Consider the following 18,245-nt stretch of genomic DNA (forward strand, 5'->3'; position numbering starts at 1 on the left):
TGGGTGCCTGGACAGCCGGGAGGGGCCATCCGCAAAAACCGCTACCCCAAATGCTGCAACGCCGCAACCCCATGCGGCAGTGCGGTGGAGAGTTAGCTGCCAAATGACGCGGCAAGGCTGCCATGACGGCGCCATAACCCCCCCAACACATGCGCCCAGCACCGCCGCACCGGTCTGTGCGGGCAACGGCAGGCCGGATAAAGGCGGTGGCAAGGCTGTCTTCCAACACCAATGACGCGCGATCCGGACAGGCTGGAATGCGGACGTCAAGATCTCCTCAGAAGCTGTCGTTGCGGACGTCAAGCGCATCACGCAGACCGTCACCGATGAAGTTGAAGCTGGACACGGCGATGGTAATGGCGGCGCCCGGAATGATCGCCATCCACGGGGCTGATCCAAGGTATTGTTGCGCCCCGTTCAACATGTTGCCCCAGCTTGGCAGAGGCGGCTGGATGCCGAAGCCCAGGAAGCTGATATAGGCTTCCAACAGGATAGCGCGGGCCACTGTCAGGGTGGCCGCGACGATGATTGGCCCCACGCAATTGGGCAGAATCTCGCGGAACATGACATGGCTGTGCGACAAGCCCAGCATGCGGCCGGCAAGAACATATTCCCGCTCTTTCAGTGACCGCACTTCGGCTTCGACGATGCGGGCCACTTCCATCCAGCCGGTAAGTGCGATGATCACCGTGATCATGATCGGGCTGGGTTTCAGTGCGACTGCCAGAGCCAGCAGAAGAAAGATCGTGGGAAAAGACAGGAACCCGTCAACAAGCCGCATCATGACAGCGTTCACCGTGCGCCCGCTGTATCCTGCGACAACACCGATCAACGTCCCGAGGATCGTCGCCAGAAGCATGGCGAAAAAGCCGACGAGCAGCGAAATCCTGCCCGCCATCAGCAAACGTGCTGCAATGTCACGGCCCAGAGGGTCCGTCCCCAGATAGTGCTGGCCGGTAAGTGGCGGTGCGAAGCGTGCCCGCAGGTCGACCTGCAGCATGTCATAGGGAAGAAAGTAGGGTCCGAAGGCGCACAGCAATATGACAATGCTGATCATCAGCAGCCCCAGGAGGGCCAGCCGGTGCGTAAGGAACCGCCGCACGACGAGGCTTTGCCACCAGCGGGGCATCGGGGCAGGGAGAATTTGCACGGTGGTCATGGGAGCCTCCTCAAGCGCGGTTCAGGTAAGACGGATGCGCGGATCGACGAGTGCGACCACGATATCGGCGACAAGGTTGGCGGCGATGGTCAGCACCGCCGAGAACATGAGCAGGCCCATCACCACCGGATAATCGCTATAGCCCAGGCTATCGAGGAACAGACGTCCCATGCCCGGCCAGGTGAAGACGGTTTCGGTCACCAGTGCGCCCGTCAGCAACGAAGGCAGTTGAACCCCCGCAAGCGTGATCATCGGCAAAAGCGCATTGCCCACGACATGCTTCATGATCACCCGGCGTTCGCTAACCCCTTTTGCCCGGGCAGTCTTGACGAACTCCTGGCTGATAGCGTCCAGCGTGGCCGTGCGCATGAAACGGCTCCAGATCGCAATGTGGACCAGCGCAAGCACGACTGATGGCATGATGAGGTGGTGCATGTAGTTCAGCACCGATCCGTCGCCGATCGTGTACATGTTGCCCGCAGGCAACCAGCCGAGCTTCAGCGAGAATACATAGATGCCGATGAGCCCGAACCAGAAGGTCGGGATCGACAGCGCGATCATCGCACCGACAGTCGCCATGTAATCAAAGGCCGAATAGCGATGCGTAGCACCGCGGATACCAACCCATGTGCCCACGGCCACTGCAATCACGGTCGATGACCCCATCAGAAGGAGAGTGGCAGGCACATGCCGGGAAATCACCGACAAAACCGGACTGCCATCGCGAAACGACGTTCCCCAGTCTCCCAGTAACAGGCGCCCGGCCCAATCGATGTATTGGGTCCAGACTGGCCTGTTCAGCCCCAGCTGTTCCTTGATCCGCGCCATGTCTTCCTGCGTCATGCCGGGATCCAGGGCGTATTGCGCCAGAGGGCCGCCGGGGATCATATTCAGGACGGTAAAGCCAATGATCGAAACGATCACCAGCAGCACCAGGCTCTGCATCAGTCGGCCTAACAGGAATGCAGCCATGTTTCCCTCCGGTGGCGTGCGGATAAGTTCGCCGCCCGCCACGAAGGACGGGCGGCGGCATCTGTGACGTCAGTCCAAGTACCAGGAAGCCGCGTTTGAAGATTCCGTGCGGGTGTTGCTGTTTGCCTCGAAACCCTGAACGTTTGACTTCCAACCGTACACTGCGGTGTTGATGAACAACGGCAGGAAAGGCAAATCGTCACGAATGATTTCTTGTACCTTCAGGTAGATTGCACGCCGCGCTTCGGGATCGAAGGTCTTGGCGCCCTCTTCCAGCAGCTTGTCCACTTCCGGGTTGGAATACTGGGCGTTGTTCGATCCGCGCCCACCTTGAGCCGCAATGGCATTGGTATGGAAGCGGGTGGTCACATCAGGGTCAGCGCCGACCAGATAGGTGATGGCAACCATCGCGCTTTCGAATTGTGACAGTCTCCAGAAATCACCCCACATGACCGCCGGGGGCATATTCTCGATCGTCATTTCGACGCCGATCTCGGCGAAAGACTGCTGGATGAACTGCTGGGCCTGTTCGCGAAGATGCGCACCCGTCGTTGTCGAGTTCTTGAACGACAGCCTGACCCCGTCCTTGGTCCGGATTCCATCCGCTCCGCGTACCCAACCCGCTGCGTCCAGCATCTCCGCGGCCCGGGCGGGGTTGTACTCATGCTTCGGCAGATTCTCATGATAGTAGAAAGACTGCGGCGGCATGAATGTCTCAATCTGACGTGCGACACCGTAGTACAGAATGTCGATGATCGACTGCCGGTCGATGGCGAAGTACAGCGCCTCGCGCACAGCCTTCTCCTTGAACTGCGGCAGACCCTGGTTCAGATAGATCGACTCGACGGAACTGCGCGGCACCAGGGTCACGGTGCGGTCCGGCAGGGTGCTCGCCTCATGATAGTTGTCGGGAGTTATGAAGGCATTTCCGACCAGGTCGATGTCTCCGCTGCGGAACTGGGTGTAGAGCACAGTCTGGTCCGGGATGTATTTGAAGATGAGCTTCTCGATATAGGGGCCGTCATCGTGGTAGTTCGGGTTGGCAACCAGCTCGACGTGATCGCCAGCCTGACGCTGACCCCACTTGAATGCGCCGGTGCCGACAGGCGCCTGATTGAAGGCTGCCTCGTTGACGTTGCTCTCATCCTTCAGCAGGTGCTCAGGAACGATGAAGGTTTCGGTCAGGAATGAGAGGTAAGGCGCGAAGGGCTCTTCCATGCGCCAAGTGATTTCGGTCGGAGAAACAACGGTAATGTCGCGGACCAAATTATGGCCGGTCGTCCTCCAGGCCTTGAAGTTGGGGTTGACGATCAGTTCCAGCGTGAACTTCACGTCATTGGCGGTAAAAGGCGTGCCATCATGCCAGCGCACATCGTCGCGCAGACGGATGCGCCAGGACAGGCCATCTGCTGAAATGCCGCCGTTGGCCTGAGTGGGCACTTCGACCGCGAGGTTCGGCACGATCTGACCTTCAGCCGTGATCCGGAACAGCGCATCGAAAACCGAGTAGATGACGCTGTCGTCGACTTCGATATGCGGCATCAGCGGGTTGAACACGGTCGGTTCCTGCGACAGACCGACGACAATTCGGCCACTTGGTGTCGCGGGCTGGGCGAAGGCGGGTTTGCCGAAGAGGTGCGGTGCAAAGGCCCCAATCGCGCCGCCTGCCGCCAGAATTTGCAGTGCGGCACGGCGGGAATATCCGGCAGGTCTGGTGATCTTACTGGTCATCTTGTTCTCCTCTGTTTGTCTCTGGTTGATGATCACCGAATTCAGCAAGCCGCTGAAACTCCGGGGTCAATGCCTTCTCCCGGAATGGCCGAGACCAGCTCGCGCGTGTAGTCAGCTTGCGGGTTGAAGAAGATCTGTGAGGGCGGCCCCATCTCGACGATCCGGCCCTTCTGCATCACGGCGATTTCATCGCAGATCTGGCTGGCCACGCGCAGGTCATGCGTGATGAAGATCATCGCCACCCCGGTTTCGCGCTGGATACGGTCCAGCAGTTCCAGGATCTGTGCCTGGATCGAGACATCCAGTGCGGAGACCGCTTCATCGGCGACAAGCAGCTTCGGCTTGAACATCAAGGCACGGGCAATGCCGATCCGCTGGCGTTGTCCGCCCGAGAACTCGTGCGGATAGCGCTCCAGCGCGCGGGGCTCGAGCCCAACCTTGGTCAGAAGGTCTTTTGCGGCTTCACGCGCCTGCGCTGCGGGTACTCCATGTGCGACAGGTCCGACGGTCAGAATGGTGCCGATCGTCATGCGGGGATTAAGCGAGGCAAAGGGGTCCTGAAAGATCATCTGGATCTTCGGCCGCATACCGCTGAAGTCCCTTTCGGAAAGCCGGGCAATGTCGCGCCCCTCGAAAAGGATTGACCCGCTGTCGGCCGGCATCAGCTTGATGAGCAGGCGTCCGAGAGAGGATTTGCCCGACCCGCTTTCGCCGACGACGCCCAGAGTGCGGCCGGGACTGACGTCAAACGACACTTCACGCACGGCAGGTACCACCCGCTCGGTGCGAAACAGTTTGCTGCCGCTGCGATAGGTCCGGACCAGACCACGGACCTTCAGCACCGGCTCGGCGCTTGCCGTCACAACCGGCACCCGATCTTCGCTGCGCAGATGCGGCACGGCGGCTATCAGGCGTTGGGTATAGGGATGATCGGGGCTCTTCAGGACCTTCGCTGCCAGCCCCGCCTCGACCAAATGGCCTTTTTCCATGACCACCACGGAGTCGGCGATCTCTGCGACGACGCCGAAATCATGGGTGATGAACATCACACTCATGCCCTTGCGGCGCTGGATGTCCCGGATAAGCTTCAGGATCTGCGCCTGCGTCGTCACATCCAGCGCCGTCGTTGGCTCGTCCGCTATCAGGATCGACGGCTCCAGCGCCAGCGCCATGGCGATCATCACCCTCTGACGCTGGCCGCCCGACAGGCGGAACGGATACTGGTGATACATCAGCTCAGGCTCGGGCAGGCCGACCTCGGTCAGCAGTTCCAGCGAGCGTTCCCGGCGCGACACCACTGTGCCGACGCCATGGGCTGCCATTGCTTCGTCGATCTGGGCGCCCACGGTCATCAGCGGATTCAGCGCCGACAGCGGATCCTGGAAGATCATGGAGACCACGCGCCCACGCAGACTGCGCAGCTCTTCAGCGCCCATTCCGATGATTTCGCGATCTTCCAGACGGACAGACCCGGCAGTGACCCTCATGGCTTTGGGCAGAAGTCCCATGACGGTATTGGCCGTCATGGACTTGCCCGAACCGCTTTCGCCGATCACGCAGAGGATCTGACCACGCGGCAAGTCGAAGGACACGCCGTCGATCGCGTGTGCCCGCTCCATTCCCTCGGGCAGACTCACAGTCAGGCCACGAACCGAAAGCGCGATGTCGTTCTTGAAGGTACTTTCAAGTCCCTGGCTCATCGCGTCCCCTTCGCTACCGTTGCCGTCCCGCTTTTCCTTGGAATTCCTGCCGCCCTCGAAAGGCGCGGTCCGGACCAGATCTAAAGCTCCCGAGCATCCGTCATCTCTTCTTCATGATTGGTCTTTTCAGGCTCAAAAAGCAGTCGTTTATGGTTGAAGCAGCAGCACGAACCACCGAACTTTCGCGGCTGTCAGGCATATTCTTCTGTGCTTTCTCTAGGGCAGGGAGAATGGGGTACGATGCGGCCAGCCCGCCTGTCCCTTCAAGGGGGGCAAACAGTGCCTGCAGCCATTGATGCTCATCCCCTCCAGAGCCCCAGAACGCCAGACCGGAACGATATGCCGGCGTGACAGAGGAAACGGGCTCATTGCCGGTGATAATCCGCATCTTGTTGCGGATACCAAGCTTATGCGCGGTCCTTCATGGCATTGAGGCCGGACGTCTTCGGGCTGCCCGTATCGTGCCGGTGATCCGCTGCCGGCCGGCGTTTCCCGTGCCCGCAAGCCCGAAAAGTTCCACACCCGCAGTGAATTGCGCGTCGCTCGCGCGCTGGCCCGGCGTCTGGCGGGAGGCATCCGCGGCGAACGGCATTTTCTGCGGCCACCTTCGCAAGCGCTGGCGCAAACAGCCGCAAGAGCATGGGAACGGGCCAAAAATTCTGCAGCCGGCGGGATAATCTTCAGGAAACGAAACAGGGAAACCTGCAATGACGATGGTTGATACATCAGCTCTGACAAAAGTCGAGATCGTCCCCTTTTGCGCAGAACACTTACCCGGCGCGCTGGCCCTGTCGCAGGCTGCAGGGTGGCCGCACCGTATCGAGGACTGGCAGCTTGGACTGACCGTTTCTCAAGGCGTTGCCGCCGTCGCGCATGGGCAGGTGGTCGCAACGGGGCTGTGTTCCTTTCACGGCCCTGTGGCGACACTCAACATGATCATCGTCGATGCCGCCATGCGCGGGTGCGGGCTTGGGGGGCGGGTGATGAAAGCGATCATGGCCCTTGCCGGGGACCGCGAGATGCGGCTTGTGGCCACGGATGCGGGCTTGCCGCTTTACCGCAAACAGGGCTTTGTGCCCTCTGGACGGATCCTGCAGCTTCAGGGCCTGGCTCGTGCGGAGCGCCCGGAGCGCCCGGTCCGCGCCGGCCCGGCTGATATCGCCATTCTTCAGAAGATGGACCGTGACGCCAGCGGGATGGACCGTGCAGGGCTTTTGTCGCGTATTGCAGAAATGGGCGAGACCCTGACCACCAAGGGCGGCTTTGCCTTGTTGCGCCCATTTGGGCTTGGTCATGTGCTGGGCCCCGTGGTGGCAGATGATAAAGCCGCAGCGCGGGCGCTCATCGCTGCTTCCGCCACGCATCTGTCCGGCCGCTTCCTGCGGATGGACCTGCCCGAAGACCAGGGACTTGCTGCCTATGCCGAGGCGCTTGGCCTGTCCGTCGCAGGGAGCGGAATGGCAATGGTGCATTCACCCCGCCCCCGCCCGGCAACCGGCCTGCAGTCTTACGCCCTGATTTCTCAAGCTCTTGGCTGATCACAGGAGCAGATCATGCCGTCCAGTCCGCTGTCCCTGGACACTCAACCTTGCGGCATTTCTGGTTTTTGAGCGTCTCGCATGGAAAAGGCGGAAGGGAGTGAAAGCAGAGGCTGCCATACAAAAATACTTTAGCGCTGGTCGAGCAACTTGATCTGCAGATCTTCCCAGTGTTCCTGAAACGCGTCGCGCGCAGTATCGTAATGGCGGCTTTTCAGGCTGATGATGAGCCGTTCGTGCTCTTCAGCCATTTCCGCTGCGGTGCCATAAAAGCCCTGCCGCTGCACGAGCAGCAACTCGATCTCGCCTTCGAGACCAGCGTAGGTCCGCTTCAGGCGGGGGCTGCCGCTCGCGGCGATGATGGCACGGTGAAAGTCCCGGTCTGCCGTGACCAGCGCAGTTTTATCGGCAGTGAGGGTTGAAGCCTGCATCACTGCGACGGCCTCAAGCGCGGCAGGCGGGATGATCCCGGTCAGCACGATCAGGCGGATGGCTTCGCCCTCGATGGCACCCCGCACGCGTGTGATGTCGACGATGTCGTCGGGCCCGAACTCGGGGAGCATGAAGCCGCGGTTGGGGATCTGGCGCAACAGGCCTTGGGTGACCAAAACCTGTGCTGCTGTGCGGAAGGTGTGCCGCGAGGTTTTGTGTTCTTCGCACATCTTGATGTCGCGGAGGAATTCGCCGGGCTGGAAATCGCCCGACAGAATGCGCTGTCGCAGCGTCTGCGTGAGGAGGTCCACAGCGCTGACGGAAGCAGGTTCTGCTTCCGTCCCAAGATCGTCTGTTTGTGTCATGATGTTCAGCTGCATCGCTCGGCTCTGGTCGTGCTAGGTGCAGCTACGCCACAGGTGGTGGCGCAGGGCAAGCATGAAGGTGTGTCCGCCGGCACATCCCGCCCGAACTAGACGTGGACGGCGCGCAGCGCGGCATCGACCCCTTCGAGCAGACGCGCCGCATGATCCGGAGTGAAGACCAGCGGCGGCCGGATCTTCAGGATATGCGCATCCGCACCCGTTGCGGAGATCAGGATGCGCTGCTCGCGCAAGGCATTGACGGCAGCGAGCGCGCGGTCCATGTCCGGCGTCTTGCTCTCGCGGTCCTTGACCAGTTCCACGGCGAAATAGAGTCCGGCGCCGCGCACATCGCCGACAAATTCATACTTCGCCTGCAAGTCGCGCAGGCCATCGAGGATCTGTCCGCCGACCTTCACCGCATTCTGCATCAACCCCTCTTCATGGATTGTGTCGAGAACGGCCTGTGCTGCAGCAATGGCGACGGAATTGCCGCCGAAGGTGTTGAAGTAACGCATGCTGGCGCCGAATTCGCTGACGAGTTCCGGCCGCAGCACAAGGCCCGCAACCGGATAGCCGTTGCCCATTGGCTTGCCCATGGTAACGATGTCCGGATCCACCCTGTGACGCGCGTGCCCCCACAGATGGGTGCCGGTGCGCCCGAAGCCGGATTGCACCTCGTCGGCGATGAACAGGCCGCCCGCCTTGCGGACCACCTCGGCGACCGGCGCCAGAACATCGGTGGGTTCGGTGTAGAGGCCATCGGAGGAGAAGACGGAATCCGCGATGAAGGCGGCCAGACCACCGCCGTGGCGCTGCAGGTCGGCGATCTGACGCGCGACATCTTCGGCCATCCTCCGGCCGATTTCGGCGGCGGGCAGGCGATAGGAATCCGGTGCCGCGACGGTACGCAGATAGGGATCGAGTGCCGATTTTTTGCCCAGTGACGGTGAGATCGCCGCCACTGCACCGCTGTTGCCGTGATAGGCCTCGGAGGTGACGATGACGCCGGTCTTACCGGTGTGGAAACGCGCGATGCGAAGAGCAAGATCGTTTGCTTCCGACCCGGTGCAGGTGAACATCGCGCAGCCGTTCCGGCCGAGTTCACCGCCGAAGGTGCCGATCAGAGCCTCAGCAAAGTCCAGCAAGGGCTCCTGCATGTAGCGTGTATGGGTGCAGAGAGTTTCCATCTGCTTGCTGATCGCCGCGACGACGCGGGGATGGGAATGGCCGAGCGAGACCACGTTGTTGTAGGCGTCCAGATATTCGTTGCCGTCCCGGTCATAGAGAAAAACGCCCTTCGCCCGCGAGATCTGCACCGGCGACTTGTAAAACAGCCGGTATGCGGGTCCGAGCAGCCGTTGCCGCCTTGCGACATGCGCCAGGTCTTCACTTTCGAGATGGGCTGCATCCTGAGGGTTGAAGCCATTCGCCATGTCGCCACGGAAGCCTTTGGGCAAGGGAGCGGTCTGCTTGGACATTTCGGTTCCTATCGGGTCAGGAGTTGGGAAATCTGCGCGGCCGAAAGTGAGTGAAACCACGCGAGGTGAGCCCATCCAGCCTCAGTATGACGCAGGATGTAGTGGCTGTTCTGGGGGAAAATTTCAGCGCGCCAGCAGGTCAGAAGGGCCCGGACCGCGAGCCGCCCCATCGCCAGGAAGGGGATGAGGCGAAGTTCCTCAGTGGTCAGGTCGGCATGGCGCAGATAGCCACGCAGAACGTCGCGCGGTTCGTCGAACAGATCGCACCGGCCCGCAGTATCGATGTTCTTCGGCATCTGGTTCATCAGCGCTGTCGAGACATCGACGGCGATGGCCGTGCGGACCGCGTCGCCGAAATCGATGACGCCGGTCAGGAACTGCGGATTGGCGTGATCGACGACGAGGTTCGACGTGTTGAAGTCGTTGTGCAGTACCTGACGCCGGCACAGGTCAAGCTGCGGCCTGATTTCGGCGAACCGCTCAAGCGCACGGAGGACCCAGTCCCGTTTGGGTCCTTCGGGAATGAAGCTCGTCAGGTCGGCGAGATCGAGCAAGTGGGTGACATCCCAGGCCAGCGTCCGGCCGTCGGCCGGATGGGAAAAGCCGGCCATGGCGTGGCGCAGCTTTGCCAGCACTTCGCCGATCTGCTCCCGCTGCGGGGCCGTGGAGGTCGTCCGGTCGAGCGGTGTCCCGGGCAGAAAGGTGATGAGCCGCACGGCGCGCCGCTCGCCGGCGCGTGTGGTGATGATGGGCAGTTCAGCGCCATTCAGGTCACGATGGGCACGGGGGACCGGCAGGTCAGCTGCCTGCGCCTCAAGATGACGCAAAAGCGCGACCTGAAAGTCGAGTTCCTCCAGCTGTTCAGAGGGATGGGCGATCTTGAGCACGAACCGCCCCCGCTCCTGACCGTCGATCAGGAACGTATCGTCCTTTTCGGTGTCGAAGCGCGTGGCTGCGCCCGGCAGGTCATAGAGCCGGACAGCGATGTCTTCGGCTTCAGCGGCGCTCACCGGGCAGCAGGCATCCGACAGCTCGGAGGCGCGGGCAGGTCGGGGCGAAGGATTGTGACCCATTTTTCACTCGATCTAAGGGATGTCCCAAGGCTGGCCAGCAGCATGGAACTTGCGTACCCCATATCCATAAATTGTACAACAATAATATCATTCGGAGTGATCTATTATGCAAGAGTGCGACACGTCAGAAAGACAAGGATGAGTGGGGTGGCGCATTCTTTTGATGTATGTGATTTCATTTAAATAGCTGTTTTTTATATATATTTTGTAAACTTCGAGCATGAGTTCGCTGCCCTCCAGATGGCGTGTGTCGTTCGACTCAATCATAAAATTGTTGTACAATATGTTGCAATGATCGCGACGCTGTGCTTTTTTAGACCTGCAGGCTGAGCTGAGTCAGGCGAGCTGGAGTGTTCCGTCTGTCATGGCTGCCCTCAGGGGGCGCCGTGCCGTGAAATCTTGAAGGGATACCCACCATGGCCAAACTTCGGTCGAAATACGTCACCTTTGACTGCTATGGCACGCTCACCAACTACGACATGGCCGGGGCTGCCCGGCGCGTGTATGGCGAACGCCTCTCGCCGGAAGCCATGGCAAGCTTCGTCGAGGCATTCAGAGGCTATCGGCTGGACGAGGTGCTCGGGGCATGGAAACCTCTCGCCGATGTGGTGCACAATTCCGTCGAGCGCAGCTGCAAGCGGATCGGCATCCGGTTCGACGCCGAAGACGCGCAGCGCATCTATGACGAGGTGCCGTCTTGGGGGCCGCACCCGGACGTCCCCGCCGGTCTTGCCCGGGTCGCCAAGGATATCCCGCTGGTGATCCTGTCCAACGCGATGAATGATGTGATCATGTCGAATGTGGAAAAGCTCGGCGCACCCGTTCACATGGTCATCACGGCTGAAGAGGTTGGCGCCTACAAGCCGCTCATGAAGGGCTTTGAATACATGCTCGACAAGCTCGGTGTTGGCCCCGAGGAGATCACGCATGTCTCATCTTCGTTCCGCTATGACCTGATGCCGGCCTATGATCTGGGGATCAAGAACAAGGTGTGGGTCAACCGCGGCCATGAGCCTGCCAACCCGTTCTACGAATACACCGAGATCAAGGGTATCGGCGAACTGCCGGCCGCCTTGGGTCTGGAACCCGCGCCGCAGCAGGCCTGAAGCCTGCTCGAACGCTTCTTCTATCTGGTAAGGAACCGGCGGACCCATCCGGCCGGTTCCCGAGGTACACTTCCGGCAATGGCACGCTGAAATGACTGCGTGTCTCAGGAGCTCTTCATGCCTGCACCCCTGCTACATATTGAGTCCAGTGCAGATCTGCCTCGCGAGGCGGATGCAGTCGTCATAGGTGGTGGCGTGGTGGGTGTATTCACCGCTTACTATCTGGCGCGCCGGGGTGTGCGGGTTGCCTTGCTCGAAAAGGGGCGTGTCGCCGCTGAGCAATCGAGCCGGAACTGGGGCTGGTGCCGCCAGCAGAACCGCGACGCCCGCGAACTGACGATGGCCACGAAGAGCCTGCAACTTTGGGAAAATGTTGCAAGGGAGACCGGGGAAGACACCAACTTCCGGCGTTGTGGCCTGCTTTACCTTTCTCAGGACGAGAGCCAGCTGGCCACGTGGGAGACGTGGCGGGATTTCGCGCGTACGGCCGGTGTGACCACATTTATGCTTGGCGCCGAAGAGGCCAATGAGAGAGGGAAGGCGACCGGACGGCAGTGGAAGGGGGGCGTGTTCTCGCCAACCGACGGAACCGCTGATCCCTCGCGAGCGGTACCCGTGGTCGCGCGCGGTATCATGGCTGCAGGCGGCTCTGTGCATCAGTTCTGCGCTGCCCGGGGCATTGAGCTGAGTGCCGGCCGGGTCAGTGGGGTGGTCACCGAAAAGGGCACAATCGCCACGAAGACGGTTGTCATGGCAGGTGGCGCTTGGGCGTCTTCCTTCTGCAATCAGCTGGGATTCAAGTTCCCCCAGGCCACCGTGCGTTCAACAATCCTGGCCGTTTCCCCCGGAGCACCGGAACTGCCAGCTGCCCTTGCCGGGCCGGACGTTGCCATTACACGGCGCGCCAATGGTGGCTATACCCTGGCGATCGCTGGCCGGGCGCGCCTGGACCCGACACCTCAGCAGCTCCGCTTCGCGCGGGATTTCCTGCCCATGTTTGCACGCCGCTGGCGCAGCCTTTCCCTTGGCGGACTGGAGGGATGGCGTCAGGGCCATGAAACCTTGAAAAAGTGGCAGCTCGATCAGATCACGCCGATGGAGCGCAACCGGATTCTCGACCCGAGGCCCGACATGGCACAGGTTCGGCTCACCTATGAACGCGCCGGTAAGCTCCTCCCGGAGATCCGGAACCTTTCCATCACCAGTTCCTGGGCAGGCTATATCGACAGCACGCCGGATGGCATTCCCGTGATCGGCGAGATCGAAGGGCTTCCGGGCTTCATCCTGGCGGCTGGGTTCAGCGGCCATGGTTTTGGCATCGGGCCAGGTGCCGGGCATCTGATCGCAGACATTATCACAGGAATGCCGCCAATCGTGGACCCGGCCCACTTCCGTCCCGAGCGGTTGCAGACAGCAGCCTGGGGGAAGGTTGCCGAGTTCTAGAGTTCCGCCCGGCAAGCAGCGAGTTGATACCCACGGCAAAGCGCCACTCTGCAGTTCTTGGAATGGGAACCGCCATGAAACTCGACAGGACCGACATCAGGATTTTGGCCGAACTGCAGAAGAACGCGCGGATCACCAATGTCGAGCTGGCCGAGTTGGTCAATCTGTCGCCGAGCCCCTGCCTGATGCGGGTCAAAAGGCTCCAGGCGGAAGGCTTCATCACCGGGTACAGCGCCCAGATCGACATGGCAAAGCTCGGGCAGACCCTGACGGTTTTTGCGGAAATAACGCTACGAAATCACAGCCCCAACTCTCTCGCGCACTTTCTGGAAGCTGTCGAGAAAATTGAAGCGGTTGTTGAGTGCCACCTGGTCTCGGGCGGATATGACTACCTGGTGAAGTTTGTTACGGTCGGCGTCAGTGAGTATCAGGCAATCATCGACCGGCTGATTGAACTTGATATAGGCATCCACAAGTATTTCAGCTTCGTGATTCTGAAGTCCCCGATCGTGAAATCACAAATGCGCGTTGAGAACATTCTCAACGTCTGAAGGCGGTCGGCTGCGCCGGAAGGCGTGCCGGGAAAGGGGGGGCTTGCCGCCCCTGAATTTGGGTGCCTGGACAGCCGGGAGGGGCCATCCGCCAAAACCGCCGCCTCAGATGCTGCAACGCCGCAACCCCATGCGGCAGTGCGGTAGGGGAGTTAGCTGCCAAATGACGCGGCAAGGCTGCCACGATGGCGCCATTCTGGAATTTCTGCGGGAATGGGCGTATATGCGGCGCCATGACGATCAAGACACCCAACGCGGCCGGGGCAAACGCCCCTGATGCCTCCAGCGCAATCTATACACCCGGCGCGCCGGTTTTCTCCGTCGCCCCCATGATGGACTGGACTGATACCCACTGCAGGAGCTTCCACCGGCAGTTTTCGGCGCGGGCGCTGCTTTATACGGAGATGGTGACGACCGGGGCGGTGATCCATGGCGACCGGGAGAAGCTCTTGGGCTTCTCGGGTGCGGAGCATCCGGTGGCCTGTCAGCTGGGCGGGTCGGAGCCGCAGGATCTTGCGGCAGCGGCGCGGATCGTCGAGGACTTCGGCTATGACGAGGTGAACCTCAATGTCGGCTGCCCGTCCGACCGGGTGCAGTCCGGCTCTTTCGGCGCATGCCTGATGCAGGAGCCGCAGCTGGTGGCTGATTGCGTGGCGGCGATGAAGGCGGTGGTGAAGATCCCCGTCACGGTGAAATGCCGCATCGGCGTTGATGATCAGGACCCGGAAGAGGCGCTGGATGCCTTGGCAGACCGGGTGCTGGCGGCGGGCGTCGATGCCCTGTGGGTGCATGCGCGCAAGGCCTGGCTCAAGGGGCTCAGCCCCAAGGAAAACCGCGATATTCCGCCGCTGGATTACGGCCGGGTGCGGCGCCTCAAGGCGCGGCTGCCGCAGCTGTTCATCGGCATCAACGGCGGCATTCCTTCGCTTGATGCCAGCGAAGCCCTGCTGGCGGAGGCTGACGGCCTTCCCGGTCTTGACGGGGTGATGCTGGGCCGCGCTGCCTATCATGATCCGGCGCTGATGGGCGCGGTGGACCGGCGGATCTACGGGCTGGAGACGGGCGACGTCAGCCCGCGTCAGGCCATCGAGGCCTATATTCCCTATATCGAGGACTGCCTGTCGCGGGGCATCCGCCTGTCGCACATCACGCGCCACATGCTGGGGGCCTTCACCGCCGTTCCGGGTGCGCGCCTCTTCCGCCGCATCCTCACGGTGGAGGGCGTCAAGGCCGGTGCGGGCCTCGAAGTACTCACTTCGGCCCTTGCTGCCCTTGACGAGGCACAGGAAAGGGCGGCAGATCGGATTGCGGACAGCGCCGCCTGATCAGCTCTCTGAGCGGATGGGCTGACCGCGTGCCCGCATTTTTCGATCTGCCCGCCAGCGTCCTTTCAAGAGGCCCCCATGGATATGTCCCTTCTCACCGGCGAGACGCTGGGTCTCGTTGCCGCGCTCGTTGCCTCCGGCATCATCGCCGGGCTCATGGCCGGGCTCTTCGGCATTGGCGGCGGGGCGGTGCTGGTGCCGGTGTTCTATCAGTTTCTCGCCATTGTCGGCGTGGATGAGGCGGTGCGCATGCATGTGGCGGTGGCCACGTCGCTGGGCATCATCGTGCCCACGTCCTTGCGCTCCTTCTTCGCCCACAAGGCACGCGGGGCGGTGGACATGGAACTGCTGAAAAGCTGGCTCATTCCGCTGCCGCTCGGCGTTGTTGCAGCCTCGCTTGTGGCCGCCCATGTGTCGGGGCAGGGGCTCAAGGGCATCTTTGCGGTGATTGCGGTCGCCGTCAGCCTGCGCATGTTCTTCAACCGGGACAGCTGGCGCCTCGGCAACGACATTCCGGGCTTTCCCATCCGCCCGCTCTGCGGCGCGCTCATCGGCTTCTTTTCGACGCTCATGGGCATCGGCGGCGGGGTGATGAACAACACCTTCATGACGCTCTATGGCCGCCCGATCCATCAGGCGGTGGCGACGTCTGCAGGCACCGGCGTGCTGATCTCGATTCCCGGCGTCATCGGCATGGTCTGGGCCGGCTGGGGCGAACCTTTGCTGCCGCAGTTTTCGCTGGGCTATGTCAACCTGCTGGGCGTTGCCGTCATCATGCCGCTGACAACCCTTGCCGCCCCCTATGGGGTGAAGCTGGCCCACCGCATGCCCAAGCGCGCGCTCGAGCTTGCCTTCGGCACCTTCCTGATGCTGGTCGCCATCCGCTTCGGCATCAGCCTGTTGTAACAACGCAGGGCTGCCCTCCCCACCACGCCGTCCCGGCCTCTGTGCCGGGACCGGTCAGGAACGCACTGCCAAGCGGTTCCCTCAGGCCGTCGCCCCGGCCTTTGAGCCGGGGCCTACTCGCTTGCAGAGAGCTGCTGTCAGCTCACGCCGCGCGGCAGCGGGATCTTTTGCAAGCCTTGGCGCCCCCTTCAAACTCGCCGCTCTGCAAGCGAGTGGACCCCGGGTCTGCGCTTCGCTCCGCCCGGGGTGACTCCGGGTATGAGGCACGGCTGGGCTTCTACGGCAGGAGCAGCAATGAATTATCCGCCCGCTGCCCTCACGGCTTCAGCACCAGCCGTTCGCCCTCCACCTGCCAGCCGGACAGGCGGGAGAGGGCGCTCATGCCGAGGAGGCTGGTTTCGAGGCTGCCGGGGCGGGCGACGAAGCCGCGCACGTTGGACAGGGAAATGCTGCCGATGCTGACCTGCGCCAGGTTGACCGGTGCCACCATGGTTCGGCCATTGGCGGTGGACACGGGCACGGAATAGGACAGGCTGGCCGGGTCGATGCCCGAGGCCTCAGCATCGCGTTCGGTCAGCACCACGGCCGAGGCACCGGTATCGACAAGAAACCGGACCTTGTTGTCATTCACCAGCGCCTCCAGCTGAAAATGGCCGGAGGCATCCCGCATCACGGCGACAGTGCCATCGGTCTGCGGCACGGTCATGCCCGGCGCCAGCGCTCCCAGAATGCGGTAGCCGCCGGCCACCAGCTCTGTCCGGTAGGTGTAGCCGCCCACGAGCACAAGGCCGAGCAGGCCCCAGACCACGACAGCACGCAGCACTTCGCCCGCGCGCGGCGCGCCAAAGACAAGACTTGCCATCACCACGCAGCCGATGGCCGACAGGGCCACGATGCGCGGGGTTTCGGAGGTGCTGGAAAAGGTCTCTTCCAGCATGGGAAATTCAAAGAGATACGTCAGGCCGGCCGCAATCATGACGAGCACGAGGACGGCCAGTGTAAGTCCATAGATCTGCCGCATGGGTGCTCCTGATCAAGTGGCCGGGACGGGGGCAGGGCTGGAAATTGCACCAAGGGAGGCACCCATCCGCGCCCGCCGTGCGTCAAGCTCCGCCATCACCTTGCGGCGGTGCTCCGGGGCAAATCCCGCCCAGCCGGCGATCTCGTCCAGCGTCCGGGCGCAGCCGTGGCACAGCCCGCTCACCGGCTCCATGATGCAGATCTTCACACAAGGGCTTTCAATGCCCGCCATCGGTCCATCCTGTTTCCTGCAACTCCCTTGGCCTAGCGGCCTCCCATCACAATCTCAACCGGCGTTGTCACCAAAGTCACAGGCAATGTCACGGCGATGTTGACCGTGCCTGTCACAAAGCTTCCAAGCGTGCGGCCGGTGCTGGCCAGGGCGCCGCCGTCCCCATTGGGAACGTCCAGTTTGTTCTGGCCCAGAACGGAGGATAATTGTGGCGCGATGGCGGCGAGGGCGGCAAACTTGGAGTGATTGGTCGGGTCCGGCCCCTTCAGATCGGTGAGATCAACGACAACCGCACCGAGCTTGGCCAGCGCTGCGTCATCGTCATAGCCGCCCACGCGTGCCATCCCGCCTGCAATCAGCCGGGAGACGCCAAGCGCCCTGTCATCGCGCGACAAAAGCAGGATCAGGGGGCTTTTCAGCTTGCCGATGCGCTGCATCTGGTCCTTGAACACATCAAGATCAATGTCGGGTGCGGCCAGAACCACCTGGTTGATGCGGCTCCGCTGGGCCGGTGTCATCTGCCGCAGGGTTTCCATCAGCAGCCATGTGCCCATGGAATGGGCCAGAATGTTGATCTCCGCCGCGCCACTGGCGGCAAGGTCCTCAAGGGTTGCCTGCAACTCGTCGCGCGCCACGGTGGCGCTGTTGAGGTCATAGACATAGTCGCGCACGTCCCCGCGCGAGGCCCAGGTGAACAGCACCGGCACGCCGGGGAAGGCGGAATCATGCACCACCTGCGTGAAGCGGTAGAGCCCTTCGGCAAACAGCGTGTTGTAGCCGTGGATGAACAGCATCACGGAGCGGTCTTTCGGCGGGCGGGCGGCCAGTTCGCTCTTCAGCGCCTGCCGGAAGGCCGTTGCATCCTCAAGATAGCCGGTGGACCGGGGCACCATTTCCTTTGCCGGGTCGCCGGGAAGAACGGCAGGCCATTCGATCGCACCGGAGACATGCGTGGGCGGCACGGAGATGACGGCCTGCGCAAAATCGCGTCCGCCGCTCCGCTCCCCGTCAAACAGGGTGTTGGGCGTGTCCGTGCGGCTGCGCGTGGTGGCGATCAGGATCTTGTGGTCCTTTGCGCCGGGGGCAGGTTTGTCCGTGGGCACCAGCGCCCCGGAAACCGGGCGGCTTGCGCAGGAGCAGAGCAGAAGCCCCACAAAAGACATGCTGAAACTGCGGCGTGACAGAAGCACGGAGTTTGTCATCAGAAGGCTGTG

Annotated in this window: 17 protein-coding genes; 6 read left to right on the forward strand and 11 right to left on the reverse strand. The window is 62.0% G+C overall.

What is annotated here, in order from left to right; translation table 11 throughout:
- Window positions 1-277: 277 nt before the first annotated feature.
- The 5 genes from AC0CMF_RS09790 to AC0CMF_RS09810 all read right to left on the reverse strand — a co-directional run bounded on the left by AC0CMF_RS09790 (window position 278) and on the right by AC0CMF_RS09810 (window position 5,950).
- Window positions 278-1,159: an ABC transporter permease gene (locus AC0CMF_RS09790; RefSeq protein ID WP_374628700.1), complete on the reverse strand. Its 882-nt coding sequence runs from the start codon at window positions 1,157-1,159 to the stop codon at window positions 278-280.
- 21 nt (window positions 1,160-1,180) lie between these two features.
- Complete coding sequence (locus AC0CMF_RS09795) at window positions 1,181-2,131, reverse strand: ABC transporter permease (RefSeq protein WP_050471173.1); 951 nt, start codon at window positions 2,129-2,131, stop codon at window positions 1,181-1,183.
- A gap of 69 nt (window positions 2,132-2,200) precedes the next feature.
- Window positions 2,201-3,862 (reverse strand): peptide ABC transporter substrate-binding protein, encoded by a 1,662-nt coding sequence (locus tag AC0CMF_RS09800; protein WP_374628701.1) that lies wholly within the window; start codon window positions 3,860-3,862, stop codon window positions 2,201-2,203.
- A 41-nt stretch (window positions 3,863-3,903) separates the two neighbouring features.
- A complete protein-coding gene (locus AC0CMF_RS09805; RefSeq protein ID WP_374628702.1) occupies window positions 3,904-5,562 on the reverse strand; it encodes an ABC transporter ATP-binding protein in 1,659 nt (552 codons plus the stop codon).
- 100 nt (window positions 5,563-5,662) lie between these two features.
- Window positions 5,663-5,950, reverse strand: coding sequence for a hypothetical protein (locus AC0CMF_RS09810; RefSeq protein ID WP_157757190.1), 288 nt, complete (start codon window positions 5,948-5,950; stop codon window positions 5,663-5,665).
- 319 nt (window positions 5,951-6,269) lie between these two features.
- On the opposite strand from AC0CMF_RS09810, the gene AC0CMF_RS09815 reads away from it, so the two are divergent.
- The gene (locus tag AC0CMF_RS09815) at window positions 6,270-7,100 is read left to right on the forward strand and encodes a GNAT family N-acetyltransferase (RefSeq protein WP_374628703.1); all 831 of its coding nucleotides are present in this window, start codon (window positions 6,270-6,272) and stop codon (window positions 7,098-7,100) included.
- Window positions 7,101-7,231: 131 nt separating this feature from the next.
- Here AC0CMF_RS09815 and AC0CMF_RS09820 read toward each other — a convergent pair whose 3' ends face one another.
- The 3 genes from AC0CMF_RS09820 to AC0CMF_RS09830 form a co-directional block, all read right to left on the reverse strand.
- Window positions 7,232-7,912 carry a GntR family transcriptional regulator gene (locus AC0CMF_RS09820; RefSeq protein ID WP_123193907.1) on the reverse strand — a complete coding sequence of 227 codons (681 nt, stop codon included), beginning with the start codon at window positions 7,910-7,912 and terminating at the stop codon, window positions 7,232-7,234.
- A gap of 92 nt (window positions 7,913-8,004) precedes the next feature.
- Window positions 8,005-9,375 (reverse strand): aspartate aminotransferase family protein, encoded by a 1,371-nt coding sequence (locus AC0CMF_RS09825; protein ID WP_186393873.1) that lies wholly within the window; start codon window positions 9,373-9,375, stop codon window positions 8,005-8,007.
- An 8-nt stretch (window positions 9,376-9,383) separates the two neighbouring features.
- Window positions 9,384-10,448 (reverse strand): phosphotransferase, encoded by a 1,065-nt coding sequence (locus AC0CMF_RS09830; protein WP_374628704.1) that lies wholly within the window; start codon window positions 10,446-10,448, stop codon window positions 9,384-9,386.
- A gap of 416 nt (window positions 10,449-10,864) precedes the next feature.
- On the opposite strand from AC0CMF_RS09830, the gene AC0CMF_RS09835 reads away from it, so the two are divergent.
- The 5 genes from AC0CMF_RS09835 (at window position 10,865) to AC0CMF_RS09855 (ending at window position 15,779) form a co-directional block, all read left to right on the forward strand.
- A complete protein-coding gene (locus tag AC0CMF_RS09835; RefSeq protein WP_058900312.1) occupies window positions 10,865-11,554 on the forward strand; it encodes a haloacid dehalogenase type II in 690 nt (229 codons plus the stop codon).
- Between the two features lie 117 nt (window positions 11,555-11,671).
- The gene (locus AC0CMF_RS09840; protein ID WP_374628706.1) at window positions 11,672-12,997 is read left to right on the forward strand and encodes an NAD(P)/FAD-dependent oxidoreductase; all 1,326 of its coding nucleotides are present in this window, start codon (window positions 11,672-11,674) and stop codon (window positions 12,995-12,997) included.
- Between the two features lie 74 nt (window positions 12,998-13,071).
- On the forward strand, window positions 13,072-13,548 hold the full coding sequence (locus AC0CMF_RS09845; RefSeq protein WP_122521170.1) for an Lrp/AsnC family transcriptional regulator: 477 nt from the start codon (window positions 13,072-13,074) through the stop codon (window positions 13,546-13,548).
- A 233-nt stretch (window positions 13,549-13,781) separates the two neighbouring features.
- The gene (gene dusA / locus AC0CMF_RS09850; protein WP_374628708.1) at window positions 13,782-14,873 is read left to right on the forward strand and encodes a tRNA dihydrouridine(20/20a) synthase DusA; all 1,092 of its coding nucleotides are present in this window, start codon (window positions 13,782-13,784) and stop codon (window positions 14,871-14,873) included.
- 84 nt (window positions 14,874-14,957) lie between these two features.
- Window positions 14,958-15,779, forward strand: a complete 822-nt coding sequence (locus AC0CMF_RS09855) for a sulfite exporter TauE/SafE family protein (protein ID WP_050471392.1) — start codon at window positions 14,958-14,960, stop codon at window positions 15,777-15,779.
- 316 nt (window positions 15,780-16,095) lie between these two features.
- Here AC0CMF_RS09855 and AC0CMF_RS09860 read toward each other — a convergent pair whose 3' ends face one another.
- The 3 genes from AC0CMF_RS09860 to AC0CMF_RS09870 are packed head-to-tail and all read right to left on the reverse strand — an operon-like array spanning window position 16,096 to window position 18,233.
- Window positions 16,096-16,800: a retropepsin-like aspartic protease family protein gene (locus AC0CMF_RS09860; RefSeq protein ID WP_050471183.1), complete on the reverse strand. Its 705-nt coding sequence runs from the start codon at window positions 16,798-16,800 to the stop codon at window positions 16,096-16,098.
- A 12-nt stretch (window positions 16,801-16,812) separates the two neighbouring features.
- Window positions 16,813-17,031 carry a DUF1289 domain-containing protein gene (locus AC0CMF_RS09865; protein ID WP_055455636.1) on the reverse strand — a complete coding sequence of 73 codons (219 nt, stop codon included), beginning with the start codon at window positions 17,029-17,031 and terminating at the stop codon, window positions 16,813-16,815.
- 32 nt (window positions 17,032-17,063) lie between these two features.
- On the reverse strand, window positions 17,064-18,233 hold the full coding sequence (locus AC0CMF_RS09870; RefSeq protein ID WP_058900310.1) for an alpha/beta hydrolase: 1,170 nt from the start codon (window positions 18,231-18,233) through the stop codon (window positions 17,064-17,066).
- Window positions 18,234-18,245 lie beyond the last annotated feature (12 nt).

The organism is Pannonibacter sp. CBAS1226, assembly GCF_055685825.1.